The 18,794-nt window shown below is 41.1% G+C and carries 21 protein-coding genes and 1 pseudogene; 18 read left to right on the top strand and 4 right to left on the bottom strand.

From position 1 onward, the window contains the following. Window positions 1-245 precede the first annotated feature (245 nt). On the top strand, window positions 246-1,556 hold the full coding sequence (thiC, locus tag ACIRUQ_RS12880; protein WP_021739452.1) for a phosphomethylpyrimidine synthase ThiC: 1,311 nt from the start codon (window positions 246-248) through the stop codon (window positions 1,554-1,556). Between the two features lie 87 nt (window positions 1,557-1,643). Here thiC and ACIRUQ_RS12875 read toward each other — a convergent pair whose 3' ends face one another. From ACIRUQ_RS12875 to ACIRUQ_RS12865, 3 genes are all read right to left on the bottom strand, one after another. Next, the gene (locus ACIRUQ_RS12875; protein ID WP_055291217.1) at window positions 1,644-2,552 is read right to left on the bottom strand and encodes a TlpA disulfide reductase family protein; all 909 of its coding nucleotides are present in this window, start codon (window positions 2,550-2,552) and stop codon (window positions 1,644-1,646) included. 73 nt (window positions 2,553-2,625) lie between these two features. Next, the gene (locus tag ACIRUQ_RS12870; protein WP_055291214.1) at window positions 2,626-3,519 is read right to left on the bottom strand and encodes a 4Fe-4S binding protein; all 894 of its coding nucleotides are present in this window, start codon (window positions 3,517-3,519) and stop codon (window positions 2,626-2,628) included. After that, a complete protein-coding gene (locus ACIRUQ_RS12865; protein WP_082432919.1) occupies window positions 3,512-3,628 on the bottom strand; it encodes a CD1871A family CXXC motif-containing protein in 117 nt (38 codons plus the stop codon). Before ACIRUQ_RS12865 ends, ACIRUQ_RS12870 begins: the two co-directional genes overlap by 8 nt. Before the next feature lie 125 nt (window positions 3,629-3,753). On the opposite strand from ACIRUQ_RS12865, the gene ACIRUQ_RS12860 reads away from it, so the two are divergent. The 4 genes from ACIRUQ_RS12860 to ACIRUQ_RS12845 all read left to right on the top strand — a co-directional run bounded on the left by ACIRUQ_RS12860 (window position 3,754) and on the right by ACIRUQ_RS12845 (window position 7,542). Continuing rightward, window positions 3,754-4,434, top strand: a complete 681-nt coding sequence (locus ACIRUQ_RS12860; protein ID WP_022035032.1) for a response regulator transcription factor — start codon at window positions 3,754-3,756, stop codon at window positions 4,432-4,434. Next, on the top strand, window positions 4,431-5,573 hold the full coding sequence (locus ACIRUQ_RS12855; protein WP_055291210.1) for a cell wall metabolism sensor histidine kinase WalK: 1,143 nt from the start codon (window positions 4,431-4,433) through the stop codon (window positions 5,571-5,573). The genes ACIRUQ_RS12860 and ACIRUQ_RS12855 overlap by 4 nt, the downstream gene beginning before the upstream one ends. Before the next feature lie 311 nt (window positions 5,574-5,884). Beyond that, window positions 5,885-6,466 carry a manganese efflux pump MntP family protein gene (locus ACIRUQ_RS12850; RefSeq protein ID WP_021739458.1) on the top strand — a complete coding sequence of 194 codons (582 nt, stop codon included), beginning with the start codon at window positions 5,885-5,887 and terminating at the stop codon, window positions 6,464-6,466. Window positions 6,467-6,591: 125 nt separating this feature from the next. Further along, a complete protein-coding gene (locus ACIRUQ_RS12845; RefSeq protein WP_172679918.1) occupies window positions 6,592-7,542 on the top strand; it encodes a calcium/sodium antiporter in 951 nt (316 codons plus the stop codon). Here ACIRUQ_RS12845 and ACIRUQ_RS12840 read toward each other — a convergent pair. Beyond that, window positions 7,515-8,036, bottom strand: a complete 522-nt coding sequence (locus ACIRUQ_RS12840; RefSeq protein WP_082432917.1) for a SufE family protein — start codon at window positions 8,034-8,036, stop codon at window positions 7,515-7,517. The genes ACIRUQ_RS12845 and ACIRUQ_RS12840 overlap by 28 nt on opposite strands. Before the next feature lie 198 nt (window positions 8,037-8,234). Here ACIRUQ_RS12840 and tnpA point away from each other — a divergent pair. The 13 genes and pseudogenes from tnpA (at window position 8,235) to ACIRUQ_RS12775 (ending at window position 18,792) form a co-directional block, all read left to right on the top strand. Further along, window positions 8,235-8,638: pseudogene (gene tnpA, locus ACIRUQ_RS12835) on the top strand (IS200/IS605 family transposase). A gap of 18 nt (window positions 8,639-8,656) precedes the next feature. Continuing rightward, complete coding sequence (tnpB, locus tag ACIRUQ_RS12830) at window positions 8,657-9,760, top strand: IS200/IS605 family element RNA-guided endonuclease TnpB (protein WP_373927388.1); 1,104 nt, start codon at window positions 8,657-8,659, stop codon at window positions 9,758-9,760. A gap of 117 nt (window positions 9,761-9,877) precedes the next feature. Continuing rightward, window positions 9,878-10,114: a hypothetical protein gene (locus tag ACIRUQ_RS12825; RefSeq protein WP_207642767.1), complete on the top strand. Its 237-nt coding sequence runs from the start codon at window positions 9,878-9,880 to the stop codon at window positions 10,112-10,114. Between the two features lie 75 nt (window positions 10,115-10,189). After that, window positions 10,190-11,416 (top strand): aminotransferase class V-fold PLP-dependent enzyme, encoded by a 1,227-nt coding sequence (locus tag ACIRUQ_RS12820; protein WP_055289406.1) that lies wholly within the window; start codon window positions 10,190-10,192, stop codon window positions 11,414-11,416. Window positions 11,417-11,682: 266 nt separating this feature from the next. Further along, window positions 11,683-12,168: a zinc ribbon domain-containing protein gene (locus ACIRUQ_RS12815; RefSeq protein ID WP_055289404.1), complete on the top strand. Its 486-nt coding sequence runs from the start codon at window positions 11,683-11,685 to the stop codon at window positions 12,166-12,168. A gap of 287 nt (window positions 12,169-12,455) precedes the next feature. After that, window positions 12,456-13,820, top strand: coding sequence for an MATE family efflux transporter (locus ACIRUQ_RS12810; protein WP_055289402.1), 1,365 nt, complete (start codon window positions 12,456-12,458; stop codon window positions 13,818-13,820). 199 nt (window positions 13,821-14,019) lie between these two features. Further along, window positions 14,020-14,367: a TnpV protein gene (locus ACIRUQ_RS12805; RefSeq protein ID WP_055289399.1), complete on the top strand. Its 348-nt coding sequence runs from the start codon at window positions 14,020-14,022 to the stop codon at window positions 14,365-14,367. A gap of 123 nt (window positions 14,368-14,490) precedes the next feature. After that, the gene (locus tag ACIRUQ_RS12800; RefSeq protein WP_055289396.1) at window positions 14,491-14,805 is read left to right on the top strand and encodes a helix-turn-helix domain-containing protein; all 315 of its coding nucleotides are present in this window, start codon (window positions 14,491-14,493) and stop codon (window positions 14,803-14,805) included. Between the two features lie 250 nt (window positions 14,806-15,055). Then, window positions 15,056-16,000 (top strand): ParM/StbA family protein, encoded by a 945-nt coding sequence (locus ACIRUQ_RS12795; RefSeq protein WP_055289394.1) that lies wholly within the window; start codon window positions 15,056-15,058, stop codon window positions 15,998-16,000. Continuing rightward, window positions 15,997-16,449: a hypothetical protein gene (locus tag ACIRUQ_RS12790; protein WP_055289392.1), complete on the top strand. Its 453-nt coding sequence runs from the start codon at window positions 15,997-15,999 to the stop codon at window positions 16,447-16,449. Before ACIRUQ_RS12795 ends, ACIRUQ_RS12790 begins: the two co-directional genes overlap by 4 nt. A gap of 223 nt (window positions 16,450-16,672) precedes the next feature. Then, entirely contained in the window at window positions 16,673-16,870 is a 198-nt protein-coding gene (locus tag ACIRUQ_RS12785; protein WP_187306275.1) for a hypothetical protein, read from the top strand. A 351-nt stretch (window positions 16,871-17,221) separates the two neighbouring features. Then, entirely contained in the window at window positions 17,222-17,602 is a 381-nt protein-coding gene (locus tag ACIRUQ_RS12780) for a plasmid mobilization protein (protein WP_055289390.1), read from the top strand. Continuing rightward, window positions 17,551-18,792, top strand: coding sequence for a relaxase/mobilization nuclease domain-containing protein (locus ACIRUQ_RS12775; RefSeq protein ID WP_242853573.1), 1,242 nt, complete (start codon window positions 17,551-17,553; stop codon window positions 18,790-18,792). Before ACIRUQ_RS12780 ends, ACIRUQ_RS12775 begins: the two co-directional genes overlap by 52 nt. Window positions 18,793-18,794: the final 2 nt, after the last annotated feature.

Raw genomic sequence — 18,794 nt, 5'->3', positions numbered from 1 at the left:
TACATGTGATCAATGAACAGTAACGTAAAAAGGTAATGCATAGCGGCAGATTGGGAGCACCACCTTCTGTCGCATAAGAAAAATGTTGTGAAAACGACTCTGTGTGAAAATGCAAGTCAAACGTACGTGAGACCTGGTGCGTGATTCTGGTCAGCATAAGCTGACATATCTGTTTCAGAATCACTGCACGTCCTCGCTCACAGGAGTTGTTATGAAAATCCATAAAATAGAAGAAGGAGAACAAGATGAGAAATTACACAACACAGATGGACGCAGCAAGAAAAGGAATCGTGACACCGGAGATCGAGGCTGTTGCGAAGAAAGAACATATGACGTCCGAGGCGCTGATGAAGCTGGTAGCAGAGGGTAAAGTAGCCATTTGCGCAAACAGGAATCATACCTGCTTGAATCCGGAGGGAGTCGGCAGCATGCTGCGTACCAAAATCAATGTAAATCTGGGAGTATCCAGAGACTGTAAAGATTACGATATTGAGATGCAGAAAGTAATGAGCGCAGTAAATCTGGGTGCTGAGGCAATCATGGATCTGTCCAGCCACGGAAATACCCAGCCATTCAGAAGAAAGCTGACAAGCGAATGTCCGGCCATGATCGGTACCGTTCCGGTTTATGACAGCGTCATCCATTATCAGAGAGATCTGGCTACATTGACAGCCAGAGATTTTATTGATGTCATTCGGATGCATGCCGAAGATGGAGTGGATTTTGTGACACTCCACTGTGGAATTACAAGAAAGACCATTGAACAGATCAAAAAACATAAACGTAAAATGAACATCGTAAGCCGTGGCGGAAGTCTGGTATTTGCATGGATGAGCATGACCGGAGAGGAAAATCCGTTTTACGAGTATTATGATGAAATCCTTGATATCTGCGAAGAGTATGATGTGACCGTTTCTCTGGGTGATGCCTGCAGACCGGGTTGTCTGGCAGATGCCACAGATGTATGTCAGATTGAAGAGCTGGTAAGACTTGGAGAACTGACCAAGAGAGCATGGGATCACAACGTACAGGTTATGGTAGAAGGCCCGGGCCATGTGCCGCTTGATCAGGTAGCTGCAAATATGAAAGTACAGCAGAGTATCTGTATGGGCGCACCGTTCTATGTATTAGGACCGATCGTAACTGATATCGCACCTGGATATGACCATATCACAAGTGCCATCGGTGGTGCTGTGGCAGCAATGAATGGAGCAGCTTTCCTGTGTTATGTTACACCGGCAGAGCATCTGGCACTTCCAAACGTAGAAGATGTAAAACAGGGAATTATCGCATCTAAAATTGCAGCTCATGCAGCAGATATTGCAAAAGGTGTTCCGGGAGCCCGTGATATCGACGACAAGATGGCAGAGGCTCGTCAGAAACTTGACTGGGATGCCCAGTATGCATGTGCACTGGATCCGGAGACTGCAAAAGCAATCCGCGACAGCAGAAGCCCGGAAGAAGATCACAGTGACACATGTAGTATGTGTGGAAAATTCTGTGCAGTGCGCAGTATGAATAAGGCACTTGCAGGGGAGTATATTGATATTTTATAATCAAAATTTAGAAAAAATAAGAGAAGCTGTCTTTCGAATGAGAGACAGCTTCTTTCAAAGTTTACACTTATATTTTCATGAACAGGATTATTTATTCGCGCTGTCTGCATCAATGACAGACTGAATCTGTTTCATCAAAGTATCATAGTTCTTCTGATCATCAATTCCGCCGAGCATAGGCTCACCTACAATATTGCCATTTCTGTCGACCAGGATTGTTGTAGGAAAGGCCATGATATTGGAAGCGTATTTACCTGCAGCAGAAGAAGAATCAACGGAAAGATTGCGATATTTGGCGCCCTGGCTTTTCAGGATATCTGCAGCTTCTTTTATGGCTGTTTCATTTCCGTCGAAGGTTTCTGTGTTGATTCCTATTACTTCACCACCGGCTGCTTTGATAGCATCGTTCAGTTCATTCAGTTTAGATAATTCAGCAACACAAGGTTTGCATCCGGTAAACCAGAAATTAACAGCGGTTACGGCATTTTTGGAAAACAGGCTTTCATCAACAGAATTGCCATCAAAATCCTTTGCGGAAAAATCTTTGAAAGGAGATACATCGTCGGAATTGTTTTTCTCACTGTTGCTGTCGGATGCAGCATTTTTCTTTTCAATTGCGGCGATTTTTTCTTCAATTTTTCTAATCGTTTCAATATCATCATTAAGTGTTTTCAACTCATCCTCTGTGAAGGAGTCTTTGTTTGATTCCACAGTGCCTGCCAGATAATCGGCATAATTTCCGCTTGGATCAGCAGTGCTTTTGCTCATCATGCCAAATACCTTGTCCCATACGTCTTTATGATCTGCAAAAAGCTGGTTTTCCTGCTGATATAAATCATCCAGTTCAGAACTGGAATCATCAGAAGAAGCTGTACTGGATTCTGTCTGGGTATCCTGCGGTTTTTCTGTGTTAGCAGGTTGTTTTCCGTTACATGCAGTAAGCGATAATGCTGCGCAGAGTGTAAAAATAAGTAATAAAGATCTTTTTGTTTTCATGAGTAATTGCTCCTTTTCGTAATGATATAATGTGCAGTGATTCTGCAAAAAATAAATAGTTACCGGTTGTCTGTTACTGACTGCTGTGCTTCTTTTTCTTACAGGGTTTTCCCATAAACTGATAGTGGATGGCATCTTTCGGACAAGCCTTTATGCAGGCACCGCATCGTATGCATTCCGGATGATCTGGCGTCTTACATACATCCACATCCATTTTACATGCGGTTACACATTGATTACATCCGACACATTTGCTGTTCTCAACTTTGATCGTGAGAAAGCTTATCTTATTAAACAATGAGTAGATTGCGCCAAGAGGACAGATCCATTTACAGAAAGGTCTGTAAAACAAAATACTTAACACAACAACCGTAATTAAAATAAGGCATTTAAAGGAAAAAAGAGTTCCCAGTGCAGATCGTATCGCAGCGTTTCCAAGTGAAAGTGGGATAGCCCCTTCCAGAACACCTTGCGGACAAATATATTTACAGAAGAACGGGTCTCCCATTCCGATTGAGTTCGTTATAAGCATCGGTAGAAGGATAACGAAAACAATAAGGATGATGTATTTCAGGTATCTGAGTGGCTTCAGCCGGGCTGTTGAAAACTTTTTCCCGGGGATTTTATGAAGCAGATCCTGAAACCATCCAAACGGACACAAAAAACCACATATAAATCTTCCAAGTGTCACACCGAGTAAAATAAAAAAGCCGGTGATGTAGTAGGAAAATTTAAATCTGGATGATCCGACGACCGCCTGAAAGGCACCGATCGGACATGCTCCCGTTGCAGCGGGACAGGAATAACAGTTTAAGCCCGGTACACATACTGCTTTTGCGTTCCCCTGATATATTTTGCCTTTAAATAAATTTGGAATGTGGATATTGGTGAGCAGCGTGGCAACTGCCTGTATCCATCCACGAATTCCGGCTATTTTTTTTGATCGTGATTTCTTTTTCTTATCCAATTCCGACACACTCCAGACATAATTTTATTGCTTTAGCAAGCACAGTAGCTGCTTCCCCCCGGATCGCACCATAACTCACCATAGTGATACCTGCGATGAGCACAAACATTTGACCTATTTTTTTACATTTCAAGATATTGTTGCTCCTTTGTTTGTTGTATTTGTTGACCAGCTGACTTTGGTATTATACAATAACTGTTGTAAAATTTTTGTTAAGAAACAGGTGAAAACATTTTGAGATTATTAATAGTTGAAGATGAAAAACAAATATGTGATACAGTTGCAAAAAGCCTGTATGCTGCCGGATATGAAGTGGATACCTGCTATGATGGGGAAGAGGCTTTTGAATGTATTCTGGCAGAGAATTATGATCTGATCGTTCTGGATCTGAATCTGCCCGGGATGGATGGGATGGAGATCCTGAAGGAACTCAGACAGAGAAATGAGGAGACAAAGGTTCTTATATTATCAGCAAGAGGACAGATCGCAGATAAAGTGGAAGGACTGGATGCAGGAGCAAATGATTATATGGAAAAACCGTTCCATCTGCAGGAGCTTGAGGCACGTATCAGAAGCCTGACAAGAAGAAAATTTGTGCAGAAGAATGTATGTCTGGAAAGTGGCGGGATAAGGTTCGACACGGTAAAACGTGAGGCATATGCAAAAGGGAAACCGGTTCCCCTGACAAGAAAAGAAAGTGGTATTTTGGAATATTTGCTTCTGAATCTGGGCAGACCGGTAAGCCAGGAGGAACTGATCGAGCATGTCTGGGATGCAACTGCGGACAGTTTTAGTGGATCCATCCGGGTGCATATGTCTTCCCTTAGAAGAAAACTTAAGGCTGTGCTGGAATATGACCCGATTTTGAACAAAGTGGGTGAGGGCTATAAAATACGAGAGGAGTTCGATCAATGAAAAAAATGTCGCTGCAGTGGAGACTGACCTGTATCATTACATTATATATTGCAGTCATATGTGGCTGCCTGACGATGCTTGTCTATAAAAATGGTGTGTATTATATCGACTCCCTGCAAGAGGCTGTTGATGCTCAGGAAGATGTAAATGTGGATGATTCGGATGAAATATATATCAGCATTCCTGAGGATAAGTGGGATGAGTTTGCAAATGACTTTTCTTTGCAGGTGTACAATAATAAAGCTGACTATAAAAGAAACAGTTTTATAATCTCAGCCGTACTGGCGCTTATGGGTGGGGTAGTCACCTATTTTATAAGCGGGCATGCACTCAGACCAATTCGGGAGTTTTCTGATAAAATCGAGGAGGTAGAGGCACAGAATCTGGCAGATTCACAAATAGAAGAAAACAAAGTGAAAGAACTCAACCAACTTAGTATTTCGTACAACAAGATGCTTACGCGTCTTTCGGATGCATTTGAGATACAGAGACAATTTACTGCAAATGCAGCGCATGAGCTCAGAACGCCGTTGTCTCTGATGCAGGTACAGCTTGATTTATATAATGCAACCCGGCATCCGGGAAATGATGCAGATACTATGCAAACGATAAAAATGGTTACCGAACAGAACGACAGACTCAACAAAATGGTAAAGACGCTTCTCGACATGAGTGAACTTCAGACTGTGGAACGGGATGAGGTAATTGCAGTGGATGCTCTTGTAGATGAGGTATTGGCGGATTTGGAACCTCTCGCACAGGAAAAAAATATAAAATTAATTGGAAAATGCAAAGATATAACGCTGCGAGGAAGTGATATCCTTATTTACAGGATGGTATACAATCTTGTTGAGAATGCCATAAAATATAATCATTTGGATGGACAGGTTACCGTAACTGCATATCAGGAGGAAAATCAGGTGCATCTGTCCGTGGAGGATACAGGAAGCGGAATCCCGGAGGAACTTAAGGAGCGTGTGTTTGAACCGTTCTTTCGCGTAGATAAATCCAGAAGCCGGGAACTTGGCGGTGTAGGGCTTGGACTTGCCCTGGTCCGGGAAATTGTGAGGGTGCATGATGGCAGTATTACCGTCAGACCCAATCCGTCCGGAGGGACAGTTTTTGAAGTCATTTTATGATGAGTTTGTATGATGAAATGGTTAAAAATATTGACAAATCCTCCTCATTACGATATAGTTGAAAGAACTTCGTGAGGGAGTAGTTTGCACAGTAAGAATTGTGTGATTTGTCAACAACCTGTTTATCATTTTTAGGATAATCTGGCAAATCTTAATGAATGAGACTCATGTATGTCAATAAGGATTATTATTTAATTCTATGGCATACCTGGGTCTCTTTTTTCGCTTGAGAGAAAATTGTGTCAAAGTTCCTGTCAATGATATTCCCTGATGCGAGCTGTTAAATCATACATTATGGAGGAAATTGAATTATGGGTTACTTGGAACTGGCACTGATCGGTGTCGGACTTTCCATGGATGCCTTTGCGGTATCTGTCTGTAAAGGCTTGAGCATGCGAAAAGTAGATAAAAAGTATATGTTTGTGCTGGCAGCATTTTTTGGAGGATTTCAGGCGTTGATGCCGGCATTGGGATGGCTTCTTGGAAGTCAGTTCCAGTCTTATATTACAGCCATTGATCATTGGATCGCATTTATACTGCTTGTACTGATCGGTGGAAAAATGATCCTGGATGTGGTCAAAGAAAAAGGAGAAAATGAAGAAGTCTGTCCGGAGGGTAGCGTGCGGATCGATCTGAGAGAATTTTTTCTGCTGGCAATTGCCACAAGTATCGATGCACTGGCAATCGGTATCACATTTGCTTTTCTGCAGGTGAGACTGATCACATCGGTAACAATCATCGGATGTATTACTTTTTGTTTTTCGATCGCAGGTGTGTTGATCGGAAATGTATTTGGAAGTAAATTCAAGGATAAGGCAACGATTCTGGGCGGCATTATCCTGATCGGAATCGGTGTGAAAATCTTAATCGAACATCTTGGACTTTTCGGATGATCAGAAGCTGGATGAAAAGGAATATTGTGAAAAACGATATGGAATATAGAATCAGCAGAAACGTGATAGAATAGATAAGATACAGTATGTAGTGAAATAAGTGGAAGCAAGAAAGGAAGATAGATATGATATTAGCAATTATAGGTGTCATTATTGGATTTGTACTGTTGGTTAAGGGCGCAGATTTTTTTGTGGAAGGCAGTGGTTCTGTTGCAAAGAAATTTAACGTGCCGGTGTTTATCATCGGTATGACCATTGTGGCAATGGGAACAAGTGCACCGGAATGTGCGGTCAGTATTTCCGCATCCTTACATGGAAGTAATGGAATGGCCATCAGTAACGTCATCGGGTCAAATATTTTTAACCTGCTGGTAGTATGCGGCGTCTGCGCTTTATTTCAGCCGCTGGAGATTAAAAAAGAGACATTGAAAAGAGAGTTTCCGTTTTCCGTACTGGTTGCTGTGATTATCGGAATTATGGGATTGATCGGAATGAAAGTCGGACATGTGGAAGGTATCATTCTGGTTGTGCTTTTTGCAATATTTTTGTATGGTATGGTTCGGATTGCCAGAAATACGAGAAAAGCCGGAGAATTGGTTGAGGAGGAAGAAATCAAAGATCTTCCGTTATGGAAATGTCTTGTCTTTATTGGCGGAGGTCTGGTAGCGATTGTGATTGGCGGACAGGTCGTTGTAAATTGTTCGGAAACAATTGCCCGCGGATTTGGACTGAGTGAGACGTTGATCGGTCTGACGATCTGTTCCATTGGAACATCTCTTCCGGAACTTGTGACATCTGTGGTTGCGGCAAAGAAAAATCAGGCTGGAATGGCACTTGGAAACGTTATTGGTTCCAATATTTTCAATATTTTGCTGGTAGGTGGACTCGCATCCGCAATCAGCCCGATTGCAATGAACATGAACAATCTGATCGATATTGTGATATTGGTGATTGTCAGTGTATATATTATGGCTCTTGTATGGAAAAAACAACTTCTGACACGGGCAGGTGGTGTGAGTATGCTTGTTGTTTATGCAGCTTATATGGTTTACATTTGCGTCAGAGAAGTACTGTAATCCTGGATTTTACGGATCACAGCCTGCATTCCGTGAAAACGATCCGTAGAGATCTGTTCTTTTAACGGAGTTTTTTCAAGAAAATCAATATGTGCCCCGCAGATTTCCTGCGGGGTACGTTTGTCAAAGAGAGCAGCAATGACATAAGACATTCGCAGGTTTCCGGTTGCATTTAATACATTTCCATTGACACAGAAGCCGAAGGAAGATACCAACGCCTGAATCGGGAAAAGTACAGAGTTTACTTTTTTGAATCCATGACGTCCGAATACAGCTGCAGGCAGGGAAGTCGTAAAGTTTGCGGAACCGCCCAGAGCCAGTGCGAACATGATCAGGAAAACGATGACCAGCGGACGTTTTTCGGTGACTTCCAGAAGCAGGGCAACTGCATACCAGATACCAAAGAAAATCATGGTTTTCTTTGTGACGAGTTTCTGATCCATAGCACCGATGATCCAGGAACCGACGATACCGGCGAAGGCAAGGATTGTCATAATAGTAAGTGCCTGAGCCTGTGTAAATCCTACTTCCTGGTTACGAACAACAAGCTGTGTAATAATGATGGTGGATACAAACTGGAATCCACCGGAAGCAACTGCTGGAAGATTTTGAAATAAGGCTACCGCAATCCCACTGGCTTTAGACAGTGGGTTAAGGTAGCTAAAAATCAGAAATTATTATATACTCATGGCATGGGAACATGGAAATCTAAAAACAGACACAAATACCTATTACAATATCACATTATTTTCGTCTGCAAATATAGGAAGAAATTACTGGTTTCGAGACAGATATCAGATGATATAAAGCAGTATTCATATGAGATATGTTAAAGGCACAGTGTTATTATCAAATATATGGAAACGGATAAAGACCATATTCATTACATGATAGAGACAGGACCAACAATGTCTATTAGTAAATTGTAAACCTGATGAAGAGCTATACAACATACCATATATGGAAAAGATATCCCCAATATTTACGAAAACAATTTTGGAAAGAACATACCTTTTGGACAGATGGATATTTTGCATGTAGTGTAGGAAATGTATCGGAAGAAATGCTGAAAAGATACATAGAAAATCAAGGTTGAGAAAGAGGGTGACAGTGGATGTTAAAGGGATATAAATACAGAATATATCCTAATAATGAGCAGAAAATACAAATTGCAAAAACATTTGGCTGTTGTCGTTTTGTATATAATCAGACACTGGCATACCGGAAAGAAGTATATGAGAAAGAGAAAAAATCAGTTAGTAAAACTGACTGTAACAATTACTGCAACAGACAATTAAAGAAAGAATATGAATGGCTGAAAGAAGTGGATAAATTTGCTCTGACAAATGCGATTTACAACATGGATGCTGCATATCAGAAATTTTTTAAGGAACATGCAGGTTATCCGAAGTTTAAGAGTAAACACGATAATCATAAGTCATATACAACAAATTTTACGAATGGCAATATAGCAGTAGATTTCGAGGAAAATAGAGTAAAACTGCCTAAATTAAAAAATGTAAAAGCAAAACTGCACAGAAATTTTAGCGGGCAGATAAAATCGGCAACGATATCACAAGTTCCGAGTGGAAAATATTATGTATCAATTTTAGTGGAAACAGAACATGTGGAACTGCCACATGTAAATCAAAATACAGGAATAGATTTAGGTATTAAGGAGTTATGTATTACTTCAGCTGGAAAGAAATACGAAAATCCAAAAATCATCAGAAAATACGAAAAGAAACTGATAAAACTGCAAAGGAAGTTAGCCCATAAAGAGAAAAGAAGTCAAAATTACTACAAAACAAAGAAAAAGATAGCATTATGCCATGAAAAAATAACAAATACCAGAAAAGATTATCTGCATAAGGTGTCCCTTGAGATTATCAGCGAAAACCAAGTGATAGTTTCAGAAGATTTGCAGATAAAAAACATGGTAAAAAATCATCATTTGGCAAAGTCTATAAGTGATGTATCATGGTATGAGCTGACAAGACAGTTAGAATATAAGGCAAAGTGGAATGGCAGAAAATATATCAAGATAAATACATTTTATGCTAGTAGTCAGCTGTGTTCAGCCTGTGGATACCAAAATACAGAGACGAAAAATCTATCAGTAAGGGAATGGACATGTCCTGTCTGTGGAACAAATCATGACAGGGATATCAACGCAGCAAAAAATATACTGGAAGAAGGATTAAGACAAATAGCATAAAAATAACAATATAGGGCAGGGACTGCCCGAATTAACGCCTGTGGAGATAGTAGGTTACGAGGTCTGCGAAGCAGGAAGCCCATTGGCTTTAGACAATGGGTAGTTCACCCGGATTATGTGCGATATACAAATAATGCGACATCACTGCCTTTTAACCTGATGTCAGAGCAGGATATATTTTTGTGTGATCGTAATTTCAGGGGATATGCAAATCCAAGTTTTGGGGAGATACAGTTCCGACCGGTGGCAAATACCAGAAGTGGTGTGGCGCTGATCTGGCGTAAGGCGAATAACAAACCGGAGTTGAAGGCGTTTATTGACAGGCTGGATGTCAATCCGGATATGTGGTTTTGAACAATATGAATGTACGCTCAGAATTCTTCATTTAAAAGATTCCGAGCGTACATGTGAGTAAAAAGGAGAGAAAACATGCGTACATGGGAGGAAATTCGGGAAGATTTTCCGATTCTAAAAGAAAAAATACATGGAAAAGATCTGATCTATCTGGATAATGCGGCGACGACACAGTTGCCGCAGCAGGTGCTGGATTGTTTTGTGGAGCATTACACAAAGTATAATGCGAATGTGCATCGTGGAATCCATTATTTAAGTGAACAGTCCACGATGCATATGGAAGCAGTGCGGAATAAGCTAAAAGATTTTTTGCATGCAGAGAATCAGGGAGAGATCATCTTCACTTCCGGAGCGACGGATTCTGCAAATCTGGTGGCGCAGAGCTTCCTGCGTCATGTATTGCAGCCGGGCGATGTGGTGCTCTCCACAGAGCTTGAGCATCATGCCAACTTTGTTGTGTGGCAGCAGGTGTGTCAGGAATGCGGAGCAGACTTTCGCATGATTCCGACCGTGGATGGCGAATTGGATATGAATGCAGCACACAAGATGCTGTCAGATAAAGTGAAATTGCTGGCAGTCACCGCTGTATCAAATGTAACGGGAACCGTGGTTGATATCGAAACACTGATCGCATGGGCGAAAGAATATGAAATTCCGGTGTATATTGATGCTGCACAGGCGGTGCGCCATCGAACTTTTGACCTGGCAGGATTGCAATGTGATTTTCTTGGCTTTTCCGCCCATAAAATGATGGGACCGACGGGTGTCGGCTGTCTGTTTGTACGTGAAAAATGGCTGAATGAAATGCAACCATATCGTTACGGTGGCGGCATGATCGACATTGTGACAGAAGAAAAAACAACATTTGCCGAACTTCCGGCGCGGCTGGAAGCAGGCACACCGAATTACAGTGGAATCATCACCTGGGGCGCGGCCCTGGATTATCTGATGGACATCGGAATTGAGCGAATGGCTTCCTATGAAGAAGAGCTGATAAAAAAGGCAGAAGAAGTTTTAGAGGCTATTCCACAGGTGAACATATTGGGGCATCCAAAACAGCGGGCAGGCTGTATTTCCATTCAGATCGATGGTGTGCATCCTTACGATTTTGCAAGTATGATCGACAAATATGGTGTGGCAGTGCGGACTGGAAGTATGTGTGCGCAGCCAATCGTGAATAAAATGGGATTAGACACAGTGATTCGTATTTCTCCGGCATTTTACAATACGATGGAAGAAATGGAAAAACTTGGCGAATACACAGAAAAAGTAATTGCTTTTTTTGAGAGGATAAAACGATAGAATAGTATGGGGATATTTTGTGAGACTGTTCCGAAAGGAACATTATAAATCAATTTTGGAGAGGGCAGCACCTAAGCGTGCTGTCCTTTTTCAGCATGAGAACCGGTTGTAATTAATAAAAAGTTTATAGAAAATTCCTTGTGTCATGGCGAAATTGCGGTATAATATAGAAAAAGTTATCATAATTAATGCAGAATTTCACAGATTTTTCATACTGCTTGAATCTGCAATGACGCAATGAACGTACACAGAAAGGGGTTTTGAAAATGGCTTTTTTTGACAAATTAGGAAACACAATTTCAGCAGCAGGAAAAACAGGATTAAGCAAAGCAAAGGAAATTAAAGATACAGCGCGAATCGCATTAGATATCCAGGAACGTGAAGGTGCAATCCGTAAACTTTATCAGGATCTGGGTCAGGCATATTATCATGCACATAAGGATGATGAGAATTCCGAATATACACAGATTGACGAGATTAAAGCAGCGTTTGAAGAAATCGGTGAACTGAAAGCTACGAAAGATGGTATTCGTGGAATCAGAAGATGTCCGGAGTGTGGCGCAGCTATCGCTGATGATGCGAATTTCTGTTCTTCCTGTGGTACAAAATGTGAGAAACCGGAGCCGGAAGTATATGAAGGTGAAGTAGTAGATTCTGAGGAAGAAGCGGATGAGGAAACTGTGGAATCAGAGGAAGAAGATGCTCCGGTAGAAGAGGAAGCATTCGAAGACGAAGAGAAGACAGAAGAATAAAAAGTGATGCAAGAATTTGTTTGACTTTTAAAAAAATAGGAAATATAATAACTAGAAACGAGTGGCGAGTAAGCGTAAATCCAGTTTACCGGCTACTCGTTTTTCTGTTTGGTAGAAATCGCATCGAATTTCCTATCAAATAGAAAGCACTTCGTGCAGACGATGCGCATTCGCACGTAGTTAAAATGAATATTTGCAAGAAAAAGTGTGTAGCCTGTCAGCGTAAGTCCAGCTTATATGACAGCGTTACACTTTTTTTGTGCAGAAAAGGGAGGAATGGAAATAAAATGGCAGAAAGTATCAAGATGAGAGATATGCCGGTGAATAAGCTGATGATTCAGATGGGAATCCCAATGATTCTATCAATGGCATTACAGGCGGTTTACAACATTGTAGACAGTGCATTTGTAGGAAATATGAAAGTGGGCAGTGAAGCAGCATTAAATGCTCTGACTTTGGTATTTCCGGTTCAGATGCTTATGGTTGCAGTTGGAATTGGAACAGGTGTAGGAACCAATGCACTTCTGGCAAGGACACTGGGGCAGGGAAACAGTAAAAAAGCTGCGAAGGTAGCAGGAAATAGTCTGTTTCTGGGTGTAATCATTTACGTCGCATGTTTTCTTTTTGGCATCTTTGGAGTGAAAGCGTATATTTCATCTCAGACAGTAGATACTGAAGTGCTCGAAATGGGTGTCGGTTATCTGCGGATATGTTGTGTGATTTCTTTTGGAATTATCTTTTTTTCTTTATTTGAAAAATTACTTCAGGCAACGGGACGTTCTCTTTATTCTACAATCGGACAGGTGGTCGGAGCAGTTGTAAATATCATTCTGGATCCGATTATGATCTATGGCATCGGACCGGTTCCGGATATTGGCGTGAAAGGTGCGGCTTATGCAACCGTGATCGGCCAGGTGGCATCCGCAGTGTTGTTGTTCATTTTTCATACGAAGCTGAATAAAGAATTTGAACACGGTACGAAATATATGAAGCCGGATACGGAGATTATAAAGGAAATCTATGCAATCGGACTTCCGGCGATTATTGCACAGGCATTGATGTCTATTATGGTTTATGTAATGAATCTGATTCTGAAGTTTGATCCGTCAGCACAGACAGCATATGGTCTGTTCTATAAAGTACAGCAGTTTGTTCTGTTTCTTGCATTTGGACTCAGAGATGCAATCACTCCGATCCTTGCATTTGCTTATGGAATGAGAAGCAGGAAGAGAATCCAGGATGGAATCAGATATGGTCTGATCTATACCACTGCATTAATGATTTTTGGCATTGCAATTACAGAGATTTTCCCCGGAGCATTTGCTACGCTGTTTAATGCGGGAGAGTCGCGGGTATACTTTATCAGTGCAATGAGAGTGATTTCTGTCAGCTTTTTATTTGCTGGAATTAATGTTGCTTATCAGGGTATTTATCAGGCACTGGATGGTGGTGTGGAATCGTTAGTCATTTCGCTTTTGAGACAGTTTGTGATCATCTTACCGCTGGCAGGGATTTTTTCTCTGTTTGTCAGAAATGGTCAGATAGGGGTTTCGCTGATCTGGTGGGCGTTTCCGATTACGGAAGTGATTGCATGTCTGGTGGGATATCAGTTTTTAAAGAGAATAAGAAAAAATGAAAGCAGTAAAATGTGAAAAAAGTGTGAAATTAGCACTCACCTCTTGATAATGGAAGTCGATTTTTGTCCTGTCTTGTGTATCCCGGAAGTGCCTGTTTTACAGGCTTTCCGGGGTATCAGTCATTTTGTCTGGTATTGTAAAGCAGTGTCAGATTTGTCGTAAATGTCGTAAATTTGTGGTCAAAAAATGATGAGAAATGGAGAGTGCTAATAAAATGGAATTAACGTATACAAATGTAAATGGATATCTGATCCCGAATCTCACCTATAAATCCGGTGAGCAGATGGAGCAACTTGGCAAGTATGGTTTTCTTCGCAGAGATTATCTGAAAAACTATCGAAATTCAACCTATCAGGTGATGCTTTTACAGGATACCATTGGAGAGCATCTTCTGGAAGTAGATAAGGCAGCCAGAGAACGGGAAGAAATGATTCTGAAACAGTTGGAAGAAAAAGAACCATTGTCAGATAAAGAAGCAGATCAGATGACCTGGGTAAGAGCTGCTAATCAGCACAGAGCGATTGCAGAAGAGATTATCCTGAAAGAGTTGATTTATGTATAAGGATTGCCAGTAACTAATCTGGCAGGTAACTGATAAAAATAGAATATTGTGAGCGAAGTAAGACGTGAGTCATAAGATATGGCTTGCGTCTTTTTCTTTTGAACTGGAAAGGAGGATGGGAGCATGGCACAGATTTTTCGTGTAGAGAGAACTAAGAATTTTACGGTGATGAGTAATCAACATTTCAAGAATAAGAATCTGACATTGAAAGCGAAAGGTCTATTGTCACTGATGTTAAGTTTGCCAGAGGACTGGAATTACAATATGCAAGGACTGGCAACACTGAGCAGAGATGGGATTGATTCTGTTCGTTCTGCAATTAAGGAATTAGAGCATCATGGATATGTGGAACGCCATAGATTGCGTAATGAATATGGCTTTTATGGCGATACCGAATATATTATCCGGGAAGTTCCATTAGGAGAAGAAAATGATTAAGCGAAGGAGAAAATGCTTAATGGTGGACAGTCCAATTTTGGACAATCAGGTCATAGGAAATTCCTATTTCCGGACATCAGAAAATAGGAAAACCAGATATGATAAATCCCATATTGGACAAACCGTCGCTATTAATAACCAATGTTATCAAATATGAATTATTAAAGAACCAGTAAATAAAATATCCATCTTATCAATTCACGTAAGTATTAATAGGATTGGATAAGAAAAGAAAGTATGAGGTATGATTATGAGAATGATGAAAAACAAAAATAATGAGACAGTTACAGTGATCGGGATTGATCATGGTTATGGAAACATGAAAACAGCTACCAGATGCTTTCCATCCGGTGTAGCCAGATATGACAAGGAGCCAATTTTTCAGAATAATCTTCTTGTTTACAATGGCATGTATTACCAAATCGGAGAGGAACACAAGGAGTTCTGTGCAGAGAAAACGCAGGATGAGGACTATTATGTGCTGACACTGGCGGCTATCGCAAGAGAACTTGATGGGAAAGGAATGAATCGGGCAAAGGTACACATTGCAGCCGGACTTCCGCTTACCTGGGTAGCTACACAGAAAGAAGATTTCCAGAAATATCTTCTCCAGAATGAAAGTGTGGATTTTATATTCCGCAATAAAGAGTATCATGTAGAGTTTGCAGGAGCTGATATTTACCCACAGGGATTTGCAGCAGCCTTTTACCGCTTACAGGATTTCAAAGGAATCAACATGCTGGTGGATATTGGAAACGGAACTATGAACATCATGTATATCAACAATTCCCGTCCATTAGAGAAGAAATGCTTTACAGAGAAATATGGAACGCATCAGTGTGTGCTTTCTGTCCGGGAAAGTCTGCTGAAAGAACTGGGAACGGTGGTGGACGATCTGGTGATTGAGCAGGTGATCCGTACCGGGACAGCAGATATTGGTGAGAAATATCTGATAGTCATTCGTAAAGCTGCCGGAGATTATACGAAAGAAATCTTCCATAAGCTGAGAGAACGGGAATATAATCCAGAACTGATGCGTCTGTATGTGGTCGGCGGTGGCGGTTGTATGATCCAGAATTTTGGAGAATATGACAAGAGTCGGGTAACGATTGTACGGGATATATGTGCCACAGCGAAAGGTTATGAAGCAATGACCGTAAGGAAAATCCAGAGAAACGGAGGGATGCTTGTATGAGAAAAGAACGGAAAATCATCAATACAAATATCCGTTTAAATCTTTGTGATGAACAGGACAGGCAGGCATGGGAATATTTGCAGACGATGGACAGGGAGAAATATAAATCGTACACCAGAGCTGTTGTAGTTGCTTTGAATGATTATTTTTCCAGAGAGTACAGGAATGAAGCAGATCCGTATCTGGAAACCAGAGAAAAGGAAGATGCGTTTCTGGAAAGAGTAGAGACAGCTGTCCGGGATGGAGTGAAAGAATCTGCCCCGATGGCTATAGCGAAGAATCTGATGGAAATGCTTGTACCGTTTGTAAAAGAATCGGTAAGAGAAAGTAATCTGCCGGACAGAACACTAACAATGGAGAAAACGGATGGAGAGATTGCAGAAGATAATCTGGACTGGGAGAAAGAAGCTGATATGGATGCAGCACTGGATTTTGCAGACAGTTTTTAGATAGTTATGAAATAGCAGTAACAGGAAAACAGACTGACAGTAAGAAATAGCTTTACAAAAACAGAATAGCAGAAAAAGACAATGGCAGTGGTTACATTTCAGACATTATGAATTGGAGAAATGTTTATGACTGCTATTTTTATTTTTTTTAGCAGAAATGGAAAGAGATCCAGAAAAAGAAAGACAGAAATTACGGAAAAATATAACAGAAAAGCGTTGGCAGATGGGTGGATTGAACAAGCAAGGCGAAGAAAAGAATAGAGTGCCGGATACGGCACATGATTGTCCGATACTTCGCATCGGAGTGATGCAGGAACAGCCTGTCTCAGAAAGAGAAAATCTATCGAAATGGGAGCTTTTCTATTTCTTCCACAGTCTGTCCCTGCACCACAAAACCACCGTCATCTCCATTTTGATCTGATAACGTAGGGTGAAAAATATGGCTTGGTGGGTGTCGGTTCAGTGGTGGGGAGATGACAGGCAAGTTTCGCAAAGTGGCAAGCCACTCTGCACCGGACCCAGCCTTTGGGCTGTTCCTAAACTTGCCAGAGGGCTCTGCCCCTTGGAACCCCGGCACGTCAATGGCGTAAGTATTCCTGCGAAATGTCCACCGGACATTCCTACGGAACACTTACTGATTGACTAGGACTCTGTCCTGCACCTGTATAAGAGAGCGTTGCACTCTCTTATAAATCTCCTGCCAATATACACCAAAACGCTGTGTCTGTTAATAAAGAATGAAAAATCAGGCAAAGAAAGGAGACAAAAGCCTATGAGAAAACGAAATCATACAGTAACTATACGGATGAATAAAGCGGAATATGAGCTACTTCAAAGCAAAGTAAAGGAATCCGGAAGAACACAGCAGGAAGTTGTGATAAAAGCAATTGCAGACTTGAAGATAGCTTCTACAGAGGAAGTGGAAGAACTGAAAAGATTGAACCAGATGTTTGCAGATATTTTCAGTCAGCTTCGTGGAGCTACTACAAATATCAATCAGATTGCAAGAAAGCTGCATACAGATGGAGAAGTTCCAAATGACAGTACGCTGTATTTCCTCAATAAAAATATTCTTAAGTACCGGAAGGAGAGTGAAAAGATATGGCTATTAATAAGACGATTAATAAGCGGACAAATACACATGGAGCAATGAGAAACTGCATCGAATATGTTTTGCGACAGGACAAAACCAACGAATTATTTACCTGTGTAACAGGTCCGTACTGCCATGATGAGATTAACTATGATCTGGTGTATAGAACCTTTTTAGAAGAAAAGAAGATGTGGGATAAAGATTCTGGAAGAATGTACGCTCACAACATTATTTCCTGGCATAAGGACGAGCAGATTACTCCAGAGCAGACATTAGAATTTGGAAAAGAGTTTGCAGAAAATTGGTTCAGTGGATTCCAGACCTTAGTGGCTGTGCATAAGGATAAAGATCATATCCACTGTCATCTGGTTACAAATTCTGTGAGTTATGAAGATGGAAAAAAACTGCATAACACCAAAAAGGATCTGGAACGTATGAAACAGCTTACCAATCAGATGTGCCGAGAACGTGGACTGACAGTTGCCGAGAAAGGAAAGCACTTTGATGGAAGCCAGATTGAAAAAGGGGAAGTCATTGCATGGAGCAAAGATAAATATAACCTGTTCCGTCAACAGGTAAAGGAAAGTTTTATAGCGGACTGTGCAATGGCGGTATTAAAGGCACTGGAAAATTGTATCAGCAAAGAAAAGTTTATAGAAAAAATGAAACAGTTTGGATGGAATGTGAACTGGACAGAGAAACGAAAGCACATCACTTTTCAGAATCAGGATGGAAAGAAAGTGCGAGACAGCAATCTGTCAAAAACATTTCATCTGGATATCAGCAAGGAGGGACTAGAGAATGAATTTAATGGAAATTACGAAAGGGTACGAGCCGAAGCAGAACGAACAAACGGAGCAGATGAAGAGCTTGCCGGATACTACCGACAAGTGGAAGCAGCTTGCGAAGGAGCAGGCGGCGTCACTGGAGCTAGTGACGGAAGAGAGAGACGAGTTACAGGTGAGAAATCAGAAGATGTACGAGTTTATCCAGAAATTTCAGGAAAGGACACACAAGCTGAAAATGGAAAAACAGAAGCTATTCTTCGAGAATCACGAAATGCAAGACGAAATTCGGAAATTAAACGACGAAATTCATCGTTTGACAACAGAACTGTCCGAAACGCAGAAGCTGAATCAATCGCTTCAGAAGAACAACGACGATTTGAGGAACAGAAACGGTTTGAAGAGCAGGAGCGAGCAAGAGCTGCTCGAAGAAGAAATAAAAGACGTTCGGAACCAGAACTCTAAAT

Origin of the sequence: Eubacterium ramulus (genome assembly GCF_045002895.1) — a bacterium.
Classification (GTDB): domain Bacteria; phylum Bacillota; class Clostridia; order Lachnospirales; family Lachnospiraceae; genus Eubacterium_I; species Eubacterium_I ramulus.
Note: the sequence above shows the minus strand (reverse complement) of the source record. Positions and strands in the feature narration are given on the sequence as shown.

Coding starts and splice junctions, on each gene's coding strand:
- thiC (WP_021739452.1), top strand. CDS start 246: ATGAGAAATTACACAACACAGATGGACGCAGCAAGAAAAGGAATCGTG.
- ACIRUQ_RS12875 (WP_055291217.1), bottom strand. CDS start 2,552: ATGAAAACAAAAAGATCTTTATTACTTATTTTTACACTCTGCGCAGCA.
- ACIRUQ_RS12865 (WP_082432919.1), bottom strand. CDS start 3,628: ATGTTTGTGCTCATCGCAGGTATCACTATGGTGAGTTATGGTGCGATC.
- ACIRUQ_RS12855 (WP_055291210.1), top strand. CDS start 4,431: ATGAAAAAAATGTCGCTGCAGTGGAGACTGACCTGTATCATTACATTA.
- ACIRUQ_RS12850 (WP_021739458.1), top strand. CDS start 5,885: ATGGGTTACTTGGAACTGGCACTGATCGGTGTCGGACTTTCCATGGAT.
- ACIRUQ_RS12845 (WP_172679918.1), top strand. CDS start 6,592: ATGATATTAGCAATTATAGGTGTCATTATTGGATTTGTACTGTTGGTT.
- ACIRUQ_RS12840 (WP_082432917.1), bottom strand. CDS start 8,036: ATGACAATCCTTGCCTTCGCCGGTATCGTCGGTTCCTGGATCATCGGT.
- tnpB (WP_373927388.1), top strand. CDS start 8,657: ATGTTAAAGGGATATAAATACAGAATATATCCTAATAATGAGCAGAAA.
- ACIRUQ_RS12820 (WP_055289406.1), top strand. CDS start 10,190: ATGCGTACATGGGAGGAAATTCGGGAAGATTTTCCGATTCTAAAAGAA.
- ACIRUQ_RS12815 (WP_055289404.1), top strand. CDS start 11,683: ATGGCTTTTTTTGACAAATTAGGAAACACAATTTCAGCAGCAGGAAAA.
- ACIRUQ_RS12810 (WP_055289402.1), top strand. CDS start 12,456: ATGGCAGAAAGTATCAAGATGAGAGATATGCCGGTGAATAAGCTGATG.
- ACIRUQ_RS12805 (WP_055289399.1), top strand. CDS start 14,020: ATGGAATTAACGTATACAAATGTAAATGGATATCTGATCCCGAATCTC.
- ACIRUQ_RS12800 (WP_055289396.1), top strand. CDS start 14,491: ATGGCACAGATTTTTCGTGTAGAGAGAACTAAGAATTTTACGGTGATG.
- ACIRUQ_RS12795 (WP_055289394.1), top strand. CDS start 15,056: ATGAGAATGATGAAAAACAAAAATAATGAGACAGTTACAGTGATCGGG.
- ACIRUQ_RS12790 (WP_055289392.1), top strand. CDS start 15,997: ATGAGAAAAGAACGGAAAATCATCAATACAAATATCCGTTTAAATCTT.
- ACIRUQ_RS12785 (WP_187306275.1), top strand. CDS start 16,673: ATGGGTGGATTGAACAAGCAAGGCGAAGAAAAGAATAGAGTGCCGGAT.
- ACIRUQ_RS12780 (WP_055289390.1), top strand. CDS start 17,222: ATGAGAAAACGAAATCATACAGTAACTATACGGATGAATAAAGCGGAA.
- ACIRUQ_RS12775 (WP_242853573.1), top strand. CDS start 17,551: ATGGCTATTAATAAGACGATTAATAAGCGGACAAATACACATGGAGCA.